The organism is Kibdelosporangium philippinense (assembly GCF_021390435.2).
GTDB classification, from domain to species: domain Bacteria; phylum Actinomycetota; class Actinomycetes; order Mycobacteriales; family Pseudonocardiaceae; genus Kibdelosporangium; species Kibdelosporangium philippinense.
Window position 1 is genome coordinate 1788258 of the sequence record NZ_JAJVCN010000003.1, and the last position, 15624, is coordinate 1803881.

The 15624-nt window shown below is 64.9% G+C and carries 19 protein-coding genes and 1 pseudogene; 11 read left to right on the forward strand and 9 right to left on the reverse strand.

The features are described 5' to 3' along the window. Positions 1-13: 13 nt before the first annotated feature. Positions 14-199, forward strand: a complete 186-nt coding sequence (locus LWC34_RS40550; RefSeq protein WP_233730500.1) for a hypothetical protein — start codon at positions 14-16, stop codon at positions 197-199. Here the strand turns inward: LWC34_RS40550 and LWC34_RS40555 are convergent. Beyond that, positions 177-788 carry an HAD family hydrolase gene (locus LWC34_RS40555; protein ID WP_233730501.1) on the reverse strand — a complete coding sequence of 204 codons (612 nt, stop codon included), beginning with the start codon at positions 786-788 and terminating at the stop codon, positions 177-179. The genes LWC34_RS40550 and LWC34_RS40555 overlap by 23 nt on opposite strands. A gap of 83 nt (positions 789-871) precedes the next feature. Between LWC34_RS40555 and LWC34_RS40560 the strand changes: the two genes are divergently transcribed. The 3 genes from LWC34_RS40560 (at position 872) to LWC34_RS40570 (ending at position 3816) form a co-directional block, all read left to right on the forward strand. Then, entirely contained in the window at positions 872-1471 is a 600-nt protein-coding gene (locus LWC34_RS40560) for a TetR/AcrR family transcriptional regulator (RefSeq protein WP_233730502.1), read from the forward strand. Then, positions 1468-2424 (forward strand): R2-like ligand-binding oxidase, encoded by a 957-nt coding sequence (locus LWC34_RS40565; RefSeq protein ID WP_233730503.1) that lies wholly within the window; start codon positions 1468-1470, stop codon positions 2422-2424. The genes LWC34_RS40560 and LWC34_RS40565 overlap by 4 nt, the downstream gene beginning before the upstream one ends. A gap of 150 nt (positions 2425-2574) precedes the next feature. Next, positions 2575-3816, forward strand: a complete 1242-nt coding sequence (locus LWC34_RS40570) for an Nramp family divalent metal transporter (RefSeq protein WP_233730504.1) — start codon at positions 2575-2577, stop codon at positions 3814-3816. Here LWC34_RS40570 and LWC34_RS58295 read toward each other — a convergent pair. From LWC34_RS58295 to LWC34_RS40585, 3 genes are read right to left on the reverse strand one after another with little or no spacing between them, the layout of a single operon-like run. Beyond that, entirely contained in the window at positions 3803-4768 is a 966-nt protein-coding gene (locus LWC34_RS58295) for a Gfo/Idh/MocA family protein (protein WP_233730505.1), read from the reverse strand. The genes LWC34_RS40570 and LWC34_RS58295 overlap by 14 nt on opposite strands. Before the next feature lie 46 nt (positions 4769-4814). Further along, positions 4815-6431 carry an AMP-binding protein gene (locus tag LWC34_RS40580; RefSeq protein ID WP_233730506.1) on the reverse strand — a complete coding sequence of 539 codons (1617 nt, stop codon included), beginning with the start codon at positions 6429-6431 and terminating at the stop codon, positions 4815-4817. Between the two features lie 46 nt (positions 6432-6477). Further along, complete coding sequence (locus LWC34_RS40585) at positions 6478-6696, reverse strand: hypothetical protein (protein WP_233730507.1); 219 nt, start codon at positions 6694-6696, stop codon at positions 6478-6480. 114 nt (positions 6697-6810) lie between these two features. On the opposite strand from LWC34_RS40585, the gene LWC34_RS40590 reads away from it, so the two are divergent. The 6 genes and pseudogenes from LWC34_RS40590 (at position 6811) to LWC34_RS57355 (ending at position 11491) form a co-directional block, all read left to right on the forward strand. Beyond that, positions 6811-7590, forward strand: coding sequence for an HAD-IIA family hydrolase (locus tag LWC34_RS40590; RefSeq protein ID WP_233730508.1), 780 nt, complete (start codon positions 6811-6813; stop codon positions 7588-7590). Positions 7591-7612: 22 nt separating this feature from the next. Next, positions 7613-8419, forward strand: a complete 807-nt coding sequence (locus LWC34_RS40595; protein WP_233730509.1) for a metallophosphoesterase — start codon at positions 7613-7615, stop codon at positions 8417-8419. A gap of 51 nt (positions 8420-8470) precedes the next feature. Further along, positions 8471-9967, forward strand: coding sequence for an AMP-binding protein (locus LWC34_RS40600; RefSeq protein ID WP_233730510.1), 1497 nt, complete (start codon positions 8471-8473; stop codon positions 9965-9967). 6 nt (positions 9968-9973) lie between these two features. Further along, positions 9974-10528: pseudogene (locus tag LWC34_RS59095) on the forward strand (AMP-binding protein); the annotation flags it as partial. An 80-nt stretch (positions 10529-10608) separates the two neighbouring features. Beyond that, on the forward strand, positions 10609-11109 hold the full coding sequence (locus tag LWC34_RS59100) for an AMP-binding protein (protein WP_372496726.1): 501 nt from the start codon (positions 10609-10611) through the stop codon (positions 11107-11109). After that, positions 11009-11491, forward strand: a complete 483-nt coding sequence (locus LWC34_RS57355; protein ID WP_372496727.1) for an AMP-binding enzyme — start codon at positions 11009-11011, stop codon at positions 11489-11491. The genes LWC34_RS59100 and LWC34_RS57355 overlap by 101 nt, the downstream gene beginning before the upstream one ends. Here the strand turns inward: LWC34_RS57355 and LWC34_RS40615 are convergent. The 5 genes from LWC34_RS40615 to LWC34_RS40635 form a co-directional block, all read right to left on the reverse strand. After that, a complete protein-coding gene (locus LWC34_RS40615) occupies positions 11477-12688 on the reverse strand; it encodes a DUF1444 family protein (protein ID WP_233730511.1) in 1212 nt (403 codons plus the stop codon). The genes LWC34_RS57355 and LWC34_RS40615 overlap by 15 nt on opposite strands. A 23-nt stretch (positions 12689-12711) precedes the next feature. Next, the gene (locus LWC34_RS40620; protein ID WP_233730512.1) at positions 12712-13104 is read right to left on the reverse strand and encodes a TOBE domain-containing protein; all 393 of its coding nucleotides are present in this window, start codon (positions 13102-13104) and stop codon (positions 12712-12714) included. After that, positions 13104-13571 (reverse strand): MarR family winged helix-turn-helix transcriptional regulator, encoded by a 468-nt coding sequence (locus tag LWC34_RS40625; RefSeq protein WP_233730513.1) that lies wholly within the window; start codon positions 13569-13571, stop codon positions 13104-13106. The genes LWC34_RS40620 and LWC34_RS40625 overlap by 1 nt, the downstream gene beginning before the upstream one ends. Positions 13572-13702: 131 nt before the next feature. Beyond that, complete coding sequence (locus LWC34_RS40630) at positions 13703-14296, reverse strand: TetR/AcrR family transcriptional regulator (protein ID WP_233730514.1); 594 nt, start codon at positions 14294-14296, stop codon at positions 13703-13705. A gap of 5 nt (positions 14297-14301) precedes the next feature. Further along, positions 14302-15141, reverse strand: a complete 840-nt coding sequence (locus LWC34_RS40635) for an alpha/beta fold hydrolase (RefSeq protein ID WP_233730515.1) — start codon at positions 15139-15141, stop codon at positions 14302-14304. 49 nt (positions 15142-15190) lie between these two features. Between LWC34_RS40635 and LWC34_RS40640 the strand changes: the two genes are divergently transcribed. Continuing rightward, complete coding sequence (locus LWC34_RS40640) at positions 15191-15463, forward strand: MoaD/ThiS family protein (RefSeq protein WP_233731007.1); 273 nt, start codon at positions 15191-15193, stop codon at positions 15461-15463. The last annotated feature ends 161 nt before the right edge of the window (positions 15464-15624 follow it).

Sequence of the window (15624 nt, forward strand, 5' to 3'; positions counted from 1 at the left end):
ATAGTCTGCAGCCGTGCCCAAGTTCAACCTTCTGCCAGCAGCCATGGTGATGTTCGCCATCGGGCTGCTCGCGATCATCGCGGTCTTCGTGCTCTACGCCGCCGGCACCACAGACCCGTCGGTGTGGCTGTACGTCGCGGCGATGCTGCTGCCGATCGGCTTGGGGCTGGGGATTTTCAGCGTCGTCCGGCGCCGCTGAACCAGGCCGGAAACTCAAGCAGGCTGGGCAGTACGACATCCGCGCCTGCCTCGATCAGCGTGGCCTCGTCACAGGGCCCGGTCGCGACACCGACCGCGAGCGCGCCCGCCGCGGCCGCGCCTTTCATGTCCCCGATGTGATCTCCGACGTACACGCTGGCGCCGTACATCTTCAGCGCGTCGGCCTTGCCCGCCGACCACAGGTCGCCGATCAGGCGGTCGATGTCCCAGCCGAGAGCTTCGATGTGCAGCTCGGCGTTGCGTTGGTGCTTCGCCGTGACGATCATCGTCTGCCCGCCTGCGGCCTTGACCGCGTCGAGCGCGGCCTCGGCGCCGGGCATCGGCACTGTCACCGGGATCACGATCTCCGGGTAGGTCGCCCGGAACCGCGCGACGGAGGGATCGATCCGGTCCTCGGGGATGCCGATGGTCTGGAACATGTCACGCAGTGGCGGCCCCATGTTCGCGGCGATGTACTCGCCGTCGACGTCGAGTCCGGTCTCCGCGGCCAGCAACGCCATCGCTTTGACGATGCCCGCGCGGGCGTCGATCAGGGTCATGTCCAGGTCGAAGCCAACGGTCAGGGTCACCCCATCACCCTAGGTGACTTTACGAATCCCTCAACCGAGTACAAGTGGTTGACACAATCGGGCATCGTGTCAACACTCGGACTATGACCGAGGTCACACCGTTCTCCGAACGCGTGCGGATGTCGTTACGCGAAACGCTGCTCGACGCGGCGGCGGAACTGCTGGCCGAGCACGGTTTCGCGGGTCTGCGCATGGTCGACGTGGCCGCGAGTGCCGGGGTGAGCAGGCAAACCGTCTACAACGAATTCGGCAGCAAGGCCACGTTGGTGGACGCGGTCGCGTTACGGACTGTCTCGGAGTTCCTCAACGGCAGCGAGGAACGCTGGCGCGCGACCAACGACCTGGCCACCGGCCTGCACGCGATGGTCGAGTACACCGTGCGGCACGGCAGGGAAAACCGGCTTGTCGCCTCGGTTCTGGGCGGCGCGCAGGCCGAAGATCTGTTGCCGTTGCTGACCACCCGTGCCGAACCGATCTTCCGGCCAGCCATTGAGCAGGCCAGTCGCAATCTGGCCGAACGGGTTCCGTCGCTGGCGCCGGAACCGACCGCCGTGATCGCCGAGACGATCGTGCGACTCGCGGTCAGTCACATGATGTTGCCTGGCGGCACGCCCAGCGAAGCCGCCGACGCCGTCTGCGCGGTGATCCTGCCCGCAGTCGAAGCTCAAAGGAGAGTGCCATGACTGAGCTGCGCAGCGGATTCGCCTCTTTGCGCAAGGGCGGGTTGAACTGGAACTCGTTCCCCTTGCGGCTGTTCGTCAAGGGCAACGCCAAGTTCTGGAACCCGGCGGACATCGACTTCAGCAAGGACCGCGCGGACTGGGAAACGTTGACCGACGAGGAACGCCGGTCGGCGACGTACCTGTGCGCGCAGTTCATCGCGGGCGAAGAAGCGGTGACCGAGGACATCCAGCCGTTCATGAAGGCGATGGCGGCCGAGGGCCGGATCTCCGACGAGATGTACCTCACCCAGTTCTGCTTCGAGGAAGCCAAACACACCGAAGTGTTCCGGCGCTGGATGGACGCGGTCGGGCTGACTGAGGACCTGCATCCCTTCGTCGCGGAAAACCCCCACTACCGCAAGCTTTTCTACGAGGAACTGCCCGGCTCGCTGGTCGTGCTGGCGTCCGATCCCAGCCCGCTCAACCAGATTCGCGCCTCGGTCACGTACAACCACGTGATCGAGGGAACGCTTGCCCTGACCGGCTACTACGCGTGGCAGAAGATCTGCACGGGTCGCGGCATCCTGCCGGGTATGCAGGAGCTGGTCCGGCGGATCGGCGACGACGAGCGCAGGCACATGGCATGGGGCACGTTCACCTGCCGCAGGCATGTGGCCGCGGACGACTCGCTGTTCGATGCCGTGCTCCAGCGGATGGGCGAGCTGCTGCCCATCGCGTTGAACATGATCCAGTGGGTCGGAGAGCAATTCGAAGAACCTCGGCCCTTTGAATCCGATCCACAGGAGTATGTCGAATACGCTGGTGACCGCGCCCAGCGTCGGCTCGGAGCCATCTCGTCGGCCCGTGGCACGCCGGTCGCGCAGATCGACCTGGACTACTCACCCGAGGTGCTGGAGGACCAGTTCGGCGAGGAGGACGCGAAGGTCTTCGCAGAGATAGGAAGCCCTGAGTAGGCGGCCACAGTGGCTCGACTTCTCGACGGCAAGGTTTCCCGCTGGCGGGAATCCTGGATTCGCCGGGAAAGCCGAGCGGCTCACACCGGCCGCCTATTGCAAGTGATTTGCCGTAGCCTTGCACCCGGCCGGTTCGTCGTGGGAGGTCCGTTGTCGCTAGCCAGTGCCATCAAGCCCCGAATCGTCCGATTCCGAACCAGCGCCGCCTTACTCGGGCCGGCCTTCGTTGCCGCGATCGCCTATGTGGACCCCGGCAACGTCGCCACGAACACCGCGGCCGGTGCCCAGTTCGGTTACCTGCTGGTCTGGGTTGTCGTCGCGGCCAACGTAATGGCCGGTCTCGTGCAGTATCTGTCCGCCAAACTCGGGTTGGTCACGGGGCTGTCGCTGCCTGAGGCCGTCCGTGACCGGCTGTCCACTCCGACCCGGCTTGGCTACTGGGCGCAGGCAGAGGTCGTGGCCATGGCGACCGACCTCGCCGAGGTGCTCGGCGGGGCGATCGCGTTGAACCTTTTGTTCGACTTGCCGTTGCTTGTCGGTGGACTGATCACCGGTGTCGTGTCGACGGCCCTGCTTCTGGTGCAGGACAAGGCTGGGCAGCGACCGTTCGAACGTGTGATCACCGGACTTCTGCTGATCATCGCGATTGGCTTCGCGGCCGGTCTTTTCGTTTCGCCGCCGTCCGGGTCCGGTGTGGTCAGCGGTTTGCTGCCGCAGTTCGCCGGTTCGGAGAGCGTCCTGCTCGCGGCCGGAATGCTTGGCGCGACAGTGATGCCGCACGCGGTGTACCTGCACTCGGCGCTCGCCCGTGACCGGCATGGTTTGCAGTCTGGGCCCGCGCTCGGCCGTTTGCTCAATGCGACGCGCTATGACGTCGGCGTGGCAATGGTTTTCGCGGGTGCCGTGAACCTGGCGATGTTGTTGCTGGCGGCGAGCGCGCTGTCCGGGATCGAAGGCGTGGACACGCTTTCCGGTGTGCACCAGGCCATCGGCCAGCACCTCGGTTACGGGATCGCGCTGCTGTTCGCCATCGGTCTGCTGGCTTCAGGTTTGGCGTCGACTTCGGTCGGATGTTACGCCGGGGCGGTCGTGATGGGCGGGTTGCTGCGGCGCAAGATTCCGTTGCTGCTGCGGCGTTTGCTCACGCTGATTCCCGCAATTGTGTTGCTGGCGTTCAACGTGGATCCGTCGTGGGCACTGGTGATCTCTCAGGTTGTACTGTCGTTCGGGATCCCGTTCGCGCTGATCCCGTTGGTACGGCTGACTTCCTCACGCGGGTTGATGGGCGGAAACGTCAACCACAAGGTCACCACCGGCCTGGCTTGGGTGATCGCCGCATTGGTGATCGCACTGAACCTGGCGTTGGTCTGGCTGACCGTCACGGGTAGCTGACGCCGAGTTTGTCGAGGGCTTCGTCGAGAGTCCGCATGACCGCGAGGGTTTCCTCGTGCGGCATGTCCGGGCTCTCGATCTCGCCAGCCTGCACGCGTTTGACCACCTCGGCGATCTGGTACTGGTAGCCATGGCCGACTAGTTCCAGTTCGTGCTTTTCGTCGTCCTCGCCCGGCCGGACCACGGAGAACTCGGTCGGCCGGTAGAACTTCGACGGCAGCTCGATCCGGCCTTCGGTACCGACTACGGTCGCAGCGATCGGGTAGTGCCCCAACAGCGATGACGACAGCTGCGCGAAGACGCCGTTCTTGTAGCGCAGCAGAAGCGCGGCCTCGGCGTCCACCCCGTCGATCAAGGTTCCGTGTGTGGCAATGCTTTTCGGCTCGCCGAGCAGCATGTGGGCGAACGAAACTGGATATACGCCGAGGTCAAGCAGCGATCCACCGCCCGCGGCCGGATCCCACAGCCGGTGCGTGGGATCGTGCGGGGCGAACGCGCCGAAGTCCGCGTGCACACTCCGAATCGCCCCGATCGCGCCATCCGCGACCAATGCCCGAATCCGCTTGATCAACGGGTTGAACCGGGTCCACATCGCTTCCATCAGGAAGACGTTGTGTTTGCGGGCAAGCTCGACCAGTCGTTCGGCGTCCTTCAGGCTGACCGTGATCGGCTTCTCGCACAGTACGGCTTTGCCTGCGAGCAACGCGTTACGGGCGACGATGTAGTGACTGCTGTGCGGGGTGGCGACGTAGACGACTTCGATGCCCGGGTCGGCGAGCATGTCGTGGTAGTCGCCGTAGAAGCGTGGGATGCCGTGCCTTTTGGCGAATTCTTCGGCTTTGGGGGTGCTTCTCGAGGAAACCGCGATGACGTCGGCGTCCGGCACCAGTGCCATATCGGAGGTCACGACATCCGCGATCCGGCCGGTGGCCACCACTCCCCATTTGGTCACACATCCACCATAGCCTTATCGGCCAGACGCGGAATCCGCCTTGCCTTCAGGCCAGGCCAAGAATCTCCTTTGCTTCTTCCCTCATCTGCACTTTCCGGACCTTCCCGGTCACCGTCATCGGGAATTCGTCAACCACGTGCACATACCTCGGCACCTTGTAGTGCGCGAGTTTGCCAGCACAGAATTCCTTCAACGCTTCCGCGGTCAACGGATTCGCGCCTTCACGCATCCGGACCCACGCCATCAGTTCCTCGCCGAACCGTTCGTCGGGAACACCGATGACTTGCGCGTCAAGGACATCCGGGTGCGTATACAGGAATTCCTCGATCTCGCGGGGATAGATGTTCTCACCGCCACGAATCACCATGTCCTTGATCCGGCCGGTGATGCTCAGATATCCCTCGTCGTCCATCACCGCGAGGTCGCCGGTGTGCATCCAGCGTGCCGCGTCGACGGCTTCCGCGGTCTTGTCCGGCTCTTCCCAGTAGCCGAGCATCACCGAGTAGCCACGGGTGCAGAACTCGCCGGGAGTTCCGCGCGGCACGGTCAATCCCGTCTCCGGGTCGACGATCTTGACTTCAAGGTGCGGATGCACTCTGCCCACTGTGGACACTCGACGGTCCACAGAGTCCTCAGCCGTCGTCTGCGTGGAAACCGGTGACGTCTCGGTCATGCCATAGCAGATCGTCACCTCGGTCATCCCCATCCGCTCGATGACCTGCTTCATCACCTCGACCGGGCACGGCGAGCCAGCCATGATCCCGGTCCTGAGACTCGACAGGTCGTACGAGTCGAAGCCGGGATCGGCCAGCATCGCGATGAACATCGTTGGCACGCCGTACAAAGACGTGCACTTCTCCTCGGCGGCCGCGGCGAGTGTCTCGGCAGGCTGGAACGACGGCGCCGGGATGACCATGCACGCGCCGTGGGACGTGCACGCCAGATTTCCCATCACCATCCCAAAGCAGTGATAAAACGGAACCGGGATGCACACCTTGTCTTCCGAGGTGTAGCCGCAGCCCTCGCCGACCAGGAATCCGTTGTTCAGGATGTTGTGGTGCGAGAGTGTCGCGCCCTTGGGGAAACCTGTGGTGCCGGACGTGTACTGGATGTTGATCGGATCATCCGGCGACAGCTGGATCTCGGCCAACACGGCCGGATCCGCCGCTCGCCCGGCATCGACCAGAGCCGTCCACTCTGGACTGTCCAGCAGCACCACATCTTGCAGCGCGGGACAGTTCGGCCTGGCCTCAGAGATCATCGCCGCGTAGTCGGACGTCTTGAAGGAAGCCGCGGAAACCAGTGTCCTGATTCCGGACTGGTTGAGCACATAGGACAGCTCGTGCACCCGGTACGCCGGGTTGATGTTGACGAGGATCGCGCCGATCTTGGCCGTCGCGTACTGCACGAACGTCCACTCGGCACAGTTGGGCGACCAGATTCCCACTCTGTCGCCTTTCCGCACGCCACGCGCCAGCAGACCGAGGGCGACTGCCGTGATCTCGTCCGACAACTCCCGATAGGTCCAGCGGCGAGCTGAAGCACGTTCAACGAGCGCGTCCCGGTCCGCGAACGCGGCGACAGTCCGGTCGAAGTTGTCCCCAATGGTGTCCCCGAGCAACGGAACAGTCGATGTGCCCGACGCGTAGCTAGGAACAGACACGGTGAGCCTCCCAACGATGTGGTCCATCTCACCTTAGAACGCTGTGCTACCGCCCTGGCAAGATCGACGCACCCACCGCCGGTTCCGGCCCGGTCGACTTGATCAGCGCAGGTGGCGCCGACGGCGCTGGCACCACGATTCCGCCGCGCCTGTCGTCTTTGGCCAGGAAAGCGATGACCACACCGACAATCAGAGTGAGCACAGCGGCAACGCCGACGACGGTCCAGTTGACCGGCCAGCGACTCGGCTTGTGCCTGCGACCCAACTCAACTCCTCGCCGTTACTCCAGTCGCCATTGATATCGTCCGCCGGATGGGCGGTCAAGCCCAACAAGACGGCCGAAAGTACGTTTCTTACGCAACACTGCGATCATGTCCCCATGACCTGGAACTATCTGATGGACATGGACGGCGTGCTCGTCCATGAGGAACACCTGGTTCCCAGGGTGGACGAGTTCCTCGCTGAACTGCGTGCCAACGACATCCGGTTCCATGTGCTGACCAACAATTCCATTTTTACGCCACGCGACCTGAGAGCGCGGCTACTTCGGACAGGTCTTGACGTTCCCGAAACATCCATCTGGACCTCGGCGCTCGCCACAGCGAAATTCCTGGACTCGCAGCGACCCGGCGGTTCGGCATTCGTGATCGGCGAAGCCGGGCTGACCACGGCGTTGCACGAGATCGGCTACGTGCTGACCGACCGCGACCCCGACTACGTCGTCCTCGGCGAGACCAGGACGTACAGCTTCACCGCGATCACGCGCGCGATCCGGCTCGTCGAAGAAGGCGCCAAGTTCATCGCGACCAACCCGGACGCGACCGGCCCGTCCCGCGAAGGCTCGCTGCCCGCGACCGGTGCCGTGGCCGCGTTGATCGAACGGGCGACCGGGTTCAAGCCGTACTTCGTCGGCAAGCCGAACCCGCTGATGATGCGTTCGGCGCTGCGCTCACTCGGCGCGCACTCGGAGAACACGCTGATGATCGGCGACCGGATGGACACCGATGTCCGGGCCGGTCTCGAGGCAGGTCTCGCCACCATTCTGGTGATGACCGGGATCTCGAACGAGCACACCGCCGAGCAGTTCCCGTACCGGCCGACCAGGATGATCAACTCCATCGCGGACCTGATTGGGCGGACCTTGAGTCCGTTCGATTAGACAGGCTCGTATCGTCTCCTTTGTGCGGGATGAGCGACGGACCTATGTGATCGGGGACGTGCACGGGCATCGCGCCGAACTCGAGGGGGCCTTGCGAGCCAACGGCCTGGTCGACGACGACGCGAACTGGTCCGGTGGCGACACCCATCTGTGGTTTCTCGGCGACTTCGTCGACCGGGGGCCGGACGGCATCGGCGTGATCGACCTGGTGATGCGGCTGTACGAGCAGGCGCCAGAGGCTGGCGGGATGGTCGACAGCCTGCTCGGCAACCACGAGATCCTGCTGCTCGGCATGCACAGATTCGGCGATACGGACGTGCCGTCGGACTTCGGGCCACGCAGTTTCGCGCGCAGCTGGGAAATCAACGGCGGTATGGAAGACGACCAGGAGGGGCTGACCGAGGCGCACCTGGAGTGGCTGACCACGCGATCGGTGCTGACCCTCGCCGAAGAGCACCTGCTGATGCACTCGGACACGATCGAGTACCTGCAGTGGGGCGAGACGATCGAGAAGATCAACGACGCGGTCCGTGACCTGCTCAAATCCGACGACCTCGGCGACTGGTGGGAATGCTGGCGGCGGATGACGACCAGGTACTCCTTCCGCGGCCCGCAGGGCGCGGAGGTGGCTGAGCAATTCCTGGACATCCTCGGCGGCAAGCAGGTCGTGCACGGCCACAGCGTCATCGCCGATCAGCTGGGCATTCTGCCCGCTCAGGTCGAGGCGCCCTACGAATACGCGGGCGGCAAGGTGCTCGGGATCGACGGCGGGTTGTTCGTCGGCGGGCCTTGCCTGGTCGTGCCGCTGCCGTACACGCCTGAGGACTAGTTTCTGCCATTCGAATGCGGCCCGGCCGAGCTCGTGCATACGTTTGCATTCGTGGACTTCTCCGTGCGGCCGCCGCAATCGTCGATGATCAAGTTTCGCGAGCAAGGCGTGTGGCGGGACGAAACCCTGATCCACGACCTCGCGCGCTGGCGTGCCGAGCGGCCCGACGGGCTCGCGATCATCGCCCGCCAGGTCGATGAGGGCGTCACCACGCGGCTGACCTACCGCGAATACGCCCAGCGGGTGGAGCAGTTCGCGGGTGCGTTGCGGGAGCTGGGCGTCGGTCCGGGTGATGTCGTCGCTCTTCAGCTGCCCAACGTGTGGCAGCTTCCCGTGTTGCTGCTGGCGGGTTTCCATGTGGGCGCGACCGTGGCTCCGATCATGCCGAGCATCCGGTCACGTGAGCTGGAACGGATGCTGCAGCGGGTGGAGCCGTCGGTGTTCGTCACGGACACCGAGGCTTTCGAGAGCAGCCCGTACTCGCTGGCCCTTGAAGACACATCAGCCGATCCCGACCGGGTCAGCCTGGTCATGTTCACGTCAGGAACGACCGGTGAGCCCAAGGCCGCCCTGCACACCTTGAACACGTGGGGTGCCTATCAGGTCTACGCCGCAGGCGTCACTCCATCGACTCCCGACAACCGCACGTACATGCCGCACACCCTCACCCATGCGGGTGCGATCGGCACTCTTCTTATCCGGCCTGTTCTCGACGGGACGTGCGCGCTCCTCACGGATGTCTGGGCTCCCGGTCCGGTCGCGCGCTTCCTGTCCGAAGTGGACGTCACCGGTGTGGTCGCGGCTCCGTTCTTCCTGACCGGCCTGGTCGCCGAGGCCCCGAAGCTGCCGAACCTGCGATACGTCACGGCGACCGGAACACCGGCTCCCGCTCAGTTGATCACCGACGTCCGGGCGGTACTGGGCGTTCGGCTGGGCACGGCGTGGGCGATGACCGAGGCGGCGGGCACGTTCATCCGGCCGGATGATCCGGATGACTGGATCCGGCACAGCGTCGGCAGGCCGATCGACGGTGACGAGCTGGACATCCGGGATGGACGGCTGTTCATCCGTGGCGCCGGGGTCTGTTTGGCCACGCTCAGCCGGGATTCTGGCGAGCTGAGCGTGATCGATGACTGGTACGACACCGGTGACCTGGCCGAATGGGATGGGCGAGGCGGAATCAAGATCGTCGGCCGGATCGCCGAACGGATCGGCGGGCCCGGGATGATCCCTGTCGCCGATGTGGAGTCGGCGCTGCTTGAGCATCCCGGGGTCGAGGAAGTGGCCATGGTCGGCTACCCGGATGGGTCCGGCGGGCAGCTCCCGGCCGCGTTCGTGGTCGCTGCCGATCCGGCGCCTACCCTGGCTGAGCTGCGGGATCACCTCGCCGCGCTAGGTATGACGGAGTGGTACTGGCCCAGCCGCCTCGAACTGGTGGCCGCCTTGCCACGCAACGCGTTGGGCAAAGTGCGAAAGGACGCGTTGGCCCGTGAACTCGATATTCACGCTGCGGCCGCCCCAGTCATGGATGGCCAAATTCCGGGCTGACGGCGTATGGCGGGACGAAACCCCGATCCACGACCTCGCGCGCTGGCGCGTCGAGCGGCCAGACGGCCTCGCCCTGATCGCGCGCCAGTTCAGGACGGTTCCAGCACTCGGCTGACTTATCGTGAATATGCCCAACGGGTGGAACAGTTCGCGGGCGCACTGCGTGAACTCGGTGTCGGACCAGGCGAAGTTGTGGCCATCCACCTGCCGAACATCTGGCAGCTGCCGCCGCTGCTGCTGGCCGCTTTCCACGTCGGCGCCACGCTCGCCCCGATCATTCCGACTTTGCGATCTCGGGAACTGGAACGGGTTTTGCGGCGAGTGGGGGCGTCGGTCGTCATCACGATGGACCCGGCTTCCCTCGCCGAGATGGCGCCTCGGTTGCCGCAGCTGCGCCACCGGGTCGTCGTCGGTCGCCGGATCGAGCCGGACGAAGTGGACTTCGGCAAGACCTTCGAGCACAGCCCGCACTCGCTTCCGCTCGCGGACACCGCCGCCGATCCCGACCGGGTCGGTTTGATCTTGTTCACGTCGGGCACCACAGGCGCGCCGAAAGCGGCGTTGCACACGCTGAACACGCAGCGCCCGTATCCCCTCGCCGTCGCATCCGGCGTCGGTTTCACCCCAGACACCGGGCGTACGTGCCGAACTTCGTCACGCACAGCGCTGGTATCAGCGCCATCGTCATCCGGCCGGTTCTCACCGGGACGTGTGGGGTCATCGCGGACGCGTGGGATCCGGAGCAGGTGTCCAATCTCCTGGCGGACGAAGCCGTCACCGTCCTGGCCGCGCCGCCCGCTTTCCTCATGGAGCTCGTCGCCGCGGCTCGGGAACATCCCGAGCGCGCGAAAAGCCTGCGGTACGTGATCACGGCGGGTTCCACGATTCCCGCCCGGCTCGTCACCGATGTTCCCGAGGTACTGGGACCGCCCCTGCGGACGTCATGGGGGATGACCGAGTCGTCGGGCACGTTCATGGGACCAGACGATCCGGACGACTGGGGTCCTGCACAGCGTCGGGCGGCCGATCGCGGGCAACGAAGTGGACATTCGCGACGGCCAGCTGTTCATCCGTGGCGCGGGCGTCTGCCTGGCCACCATCAGCCGGGACACCGACGATCTGCTGGTCGTGGCCGATCATGACGACGGCTGGTACGACACCGGGGACTTGGCGGAGTGGGACGGCCGCGGCGGCATCCGGGTCACCGGCAGGCTCGCCGACCGGATCGGCGGCATGCTGATGATCCCGGTCGCCGACGTTGAATCCGCGCTGCTCGATCATCCGATGGTCAAGGACGTGGCCCTGATCGGGTATCCGGACGGGTGCGGCGGAACTCTCGCCGCAGCGGTCGTCGTGCCGGACGGACCGCCGCCGACCCTGGCCGACCTGCGTGACTACCTCGCCGGTCTCGGCATGACCGACTGGTACCTGCCCAGCCGCCTCGATGTGGTGACCGAACTGCCTCGCACCTCACTCGGCAAGGTACGCAAGAACATCCTGGCCGAGCGGCTAAACGCCGGTTGACAACTCCCTCAGCCGCGCAAGCGCTTGCTCGTCGGGCCACCGCAGGGTCCGGCGGCGAGGCGGGGTCGTCAGTGCCTCTTCCCATTCCGTCGTCAGCACCTCAGCCGCCGTCGACCACGAAACCCGGAACGGCCCACTTGGCGCAGGGAACAGGATGTCGTCGGTGTACGGCAGCAGCGAATCCTGACCATACGGCCAAGTCGTCACGCTGCGAGCAGTCCCGTCAGGACCAGTGCCCACTTCGTACTCCGCGATCTCCAGATCGTCGCCAGCCTGACGGAACAGTTTCTCCATCCGGTTTCGCTGCTCGCGGTACTCGTATGTCTCCAACGTCCGTTCGGCCAGCCGGACCGACGCGTCCGCCATGCTTCCCGGCACCGGCTGCCACGCGACGATGTCGCCGTCTTCGTCCGCTTTGTACGGCACAGGCGAGAGCCAACGCGGGTGGTCGGCGAAGATTTTCAGTCCCTCGTCAAGCATCCACAGCACCGCGGCTTCGTCCCGCTCATCGGCAATCAGCATCATGTCGCGTGACGGCACCACGGCGACTGGCTGAATGCCCACTTCCTCACCGAGTCCGGCCAGCCAACCCGGGACGACAAGGCGCGAGGATTCGTAAGTGTCCTCACTGGCCACCGCGAACACGCCATTGTCCAAACGGGCCAGATGGGTGCCTTCGACCATCAGGTTCTGCGCGCCGCGCTGATAGGCCTCGTCGAACGTGACGCCCCACTCTTCCAGGCTGTCGGAATTGACCAGGCTCATCCGGTGCTCGTGGTCGATCACGATCATCTCGACCAGGTGCCGCAACGCCGGACGACTGGCCACAGTGATCCCGCCAACCTGCCCGGCCTGGGCATATGAGGACGTCCGCAGGACCGGGCGGAGCCGTGGCGCGGCCGCTTCCCAGCTTTCCGGCTCGTCCGGATGCGCGAACATCGCCGCGACGAACTGCCGGACCGCTTCTTTCCGTTCGGCCGGCGAGAGGTGTTTCACCTCGGCGAACAGGTTGCCGAGAAAGATCGAGTGCGCGCCGGTCTCGCCGGCCCTGCGCACGTCGATGCCGAATCCGTCGGTCTTGGTGATCTTCGCGATCCCCGGCAACCGGTTGATGGTCGCCACGAAATCGTCGATGAACTGTTCCTCAGGTGTCCGCCCCCGACCGAACCCCCGCCTGATGCGCCCCAGGAAACCCATATCTAGAAGGTATCCGACTTGGACTAAGGCGTTTCCACCATCACGGTCGTCGCCTTCACCACAGCCACCGCGAGCGAGCCTGGTTCAAGACCAAGTTCCCGCACGGCCTCGGCAGACATCAAAGACACCACTCGATGCGGCCCGCACTGCATTTCCACCTGTGCCATCACCTTGTCGGTCACTATGGACGTGACCAGGCCGACGAAGCGGTTACGGGCCGAGCGGCCGATACCGGACGGATCGGGCACTTCGTTCGCGTGTGACCGGGCGAATTCAGCCAATTCAGCCCCGTCGACGACCTTCCGGCCGGACGCGTCGAGGCTCGACGACAGCTCGCCCGCGTCGACCCAACGCCGGACCGTGTCGTCGCTCACGCCGAGCAGCTTGGCCGCCTCGGCGAACCGGAAACGAGGCATCAGCGGTTCTCCAACTCTGCGAACGCGTCCTTGCGGAACCGGTCGATCAGTTCACGCTGGAACCGCTCGATGATCTCGCGTTCCTGCGGGGAGAACATCTTCAGCACGTCCTCGAGGCCGGTCGCGAGGTGCGTGAACAAATGGTCGTACTTCTGCTCGTCGACCTTCGTGACCTCGACGAGGACTTTGCGGCGATCGTGCGGGTCACGCACGCGCCGTACGAATCCATGCTTCTCGAGCCGGTCGATCACGCCAGTCACCGCGCCGGTGGACAGCCCGGACATCTTCGCGATCTGCCCCGCGGTCAACGGCTCGTCCACGCGCATCGCGATGTCGAGGCACTTGTAGTCGGTCGCCGAGACGCCCATCTGCTCGGCGATCCGGGAGTGGAACAGCACGGTCAGACCGCTCATCTCCCGGCCCATGTTGCCGAACCGCGCCAGCTCGTCCGGGGGAACGGAGTACATGATAACACTCCTCTTAAAAACTAAGAGACTTCGTTCTCAAGAAATCATAACCGGGGAAATCGCCCATCGACCCGACAAGCCACTGTGGACATTCCGGGACGCGCGCACTGTCTATATATAGGGCAGCTCATTCACCGCGTGGTGAACAGCCCGGCCATCATGATCCCGAGGTTCAGCTCGACCTGGGTCCTGGCCGCGGCCGGGTCGGCCGCGTGGGCGATCACCATGACGGCCTCGACGAGCAGGCTGAACACGAACCGGGCGAGCACGTCGGAAGGCTCGTGCGCGAGCACGCCTTCCGAGGCCGCCCTGGTCATCAGCTGGTTGATCAGTTTGAGGCCGTGCTCGGACTCGATCGCCCGCCAGGTCTCCCAGCCGAGCACGGTCGGCGCGTCCTGCAAGGCAATCCGCAGGACCTCCGGCCGCGCGCACGCGTCGAGGAAGGTCCGCAGGCTGATCGCCATCCGGACCTGCACGTCCTGCGCTTTGTCCATAGCGGTGGCGATCTCGTCGCTCAGCTCGGCTTCGATCTGCTCGAACACCGCGCGGAACAGGCCTTGCTTGTCTTTGAAGTGGTGGTGCAGCGCACCACGGGTGAGCCCAGCGGCCGCGACGATCTCGTCGGCGGAGACGCTCGCGTAGCCGCGCTCGGCGAACATCGGACGGGCCGCGTTGATCAACGCGGTCTTCGTCGCCTTCGAGCGGTCCTGCTGGGTGCGCGGCATACGCCTTAGTTTGCCGTGCGGAACTTGATGATCTGTTCGGCCAGCTCGGCGGGTTGGTCTTCCGGCACGAACGTGTAGCTGTCGTCGATCTCGACCACGGTCGCGTTCGGCAGGATCTCGCCAAGCCGGTACGCGAGCTCGATCGGGAACACCTTGTCCTCACGCGCCCACGCGAGCAGGACCGGCTTGGTGAACTGCGGCAGTCGCTCGGCCGCGGCCAGCGTGTGTCGGTTGTGGACAGAGCGAACGAACCTGGTCAGGTCGTCCCGCACGGCCTTGCTCCGCCGGGCAGGCGCCAGGTATGAGTCGACGATTTCGTTGGGAACAGGGCGTTTCGCGACGAACCCGAAGGCGAGCGGGGACCGTTGGATCAGCCGTGAGCGCAGTCCGGCGACGAGCACGTTCGCGAACCCCGGCAGCTTCGCGAGCTTCGGCAGCGGCGCGAACATCGGTGGGAAGAAGGCGTCGAAGCAGTCCGACGGGGTCAGCACAACGCGACCGATCCGGTCCGGATTCCGAGTCATCGCAAGCTGAACGAGCGCGCCACCGGTGTCGTTGGCGACGAGCGTGACATCGCTCAGGTCCACAGTGTCCAGAAACTCGGTGATCAAGTCCGCCACTCCCGGCGGGGTCAGATCGGCGTCCGGCACCGGTGTCGCGTGCCCGCCAAGCGGCCAATCTGGGGCTATACAACGGTTTCCGGCATCCGCGACGGCTGGCGCGACGGTGCGCCACAGCCCCGAATTGACGAGCAGGCCGTGCACGAAGACCACCGGCGGCCCGTCTCCCCACTCTGTGTAGTCAATCGTCGCCTGGCGTAGGCGGACGGATTTCCTTGTCGGCATACCCTCGATAGAAACATACATCCCGTATGTATGTCTATCAGAGATTAGAATCACCGAGGTGAGTGACAAGGTCACAGTCCAGGTCCGGTACTTCGCAGGCGCACGCGCCGCAGCCGGGATCCAGGAGGAGCAGATAGCCCTCCCAGCAGGCGCGACAGTGGCCGACGCGGCCAGCACCATCTCCGCTCAGCACGGCGAGAAGCTCGCCGGCGTGCTGACCGCGTGCAGCTTCCTGCTCGACGGTGTCGCGGTCCGCTCAACGGCCATCCGACTGTCGGACGGGGTTCAGCTGGACGTGCTCCCGCCGTTTGCCGGGGGCTGAATGGGTGTGCTCGAACAGCCCAATCGGGCCGCGACACGCATGACGCAGGTCTCACTCAGAGTGAAAAATCTCGGCAAGGAAACGAACTGATAACGGCGCCCCTACCTGGGGATATACCTCTAATCGCAGTGGGTTGTGTGACGTTACTGTGACCTAGGTCA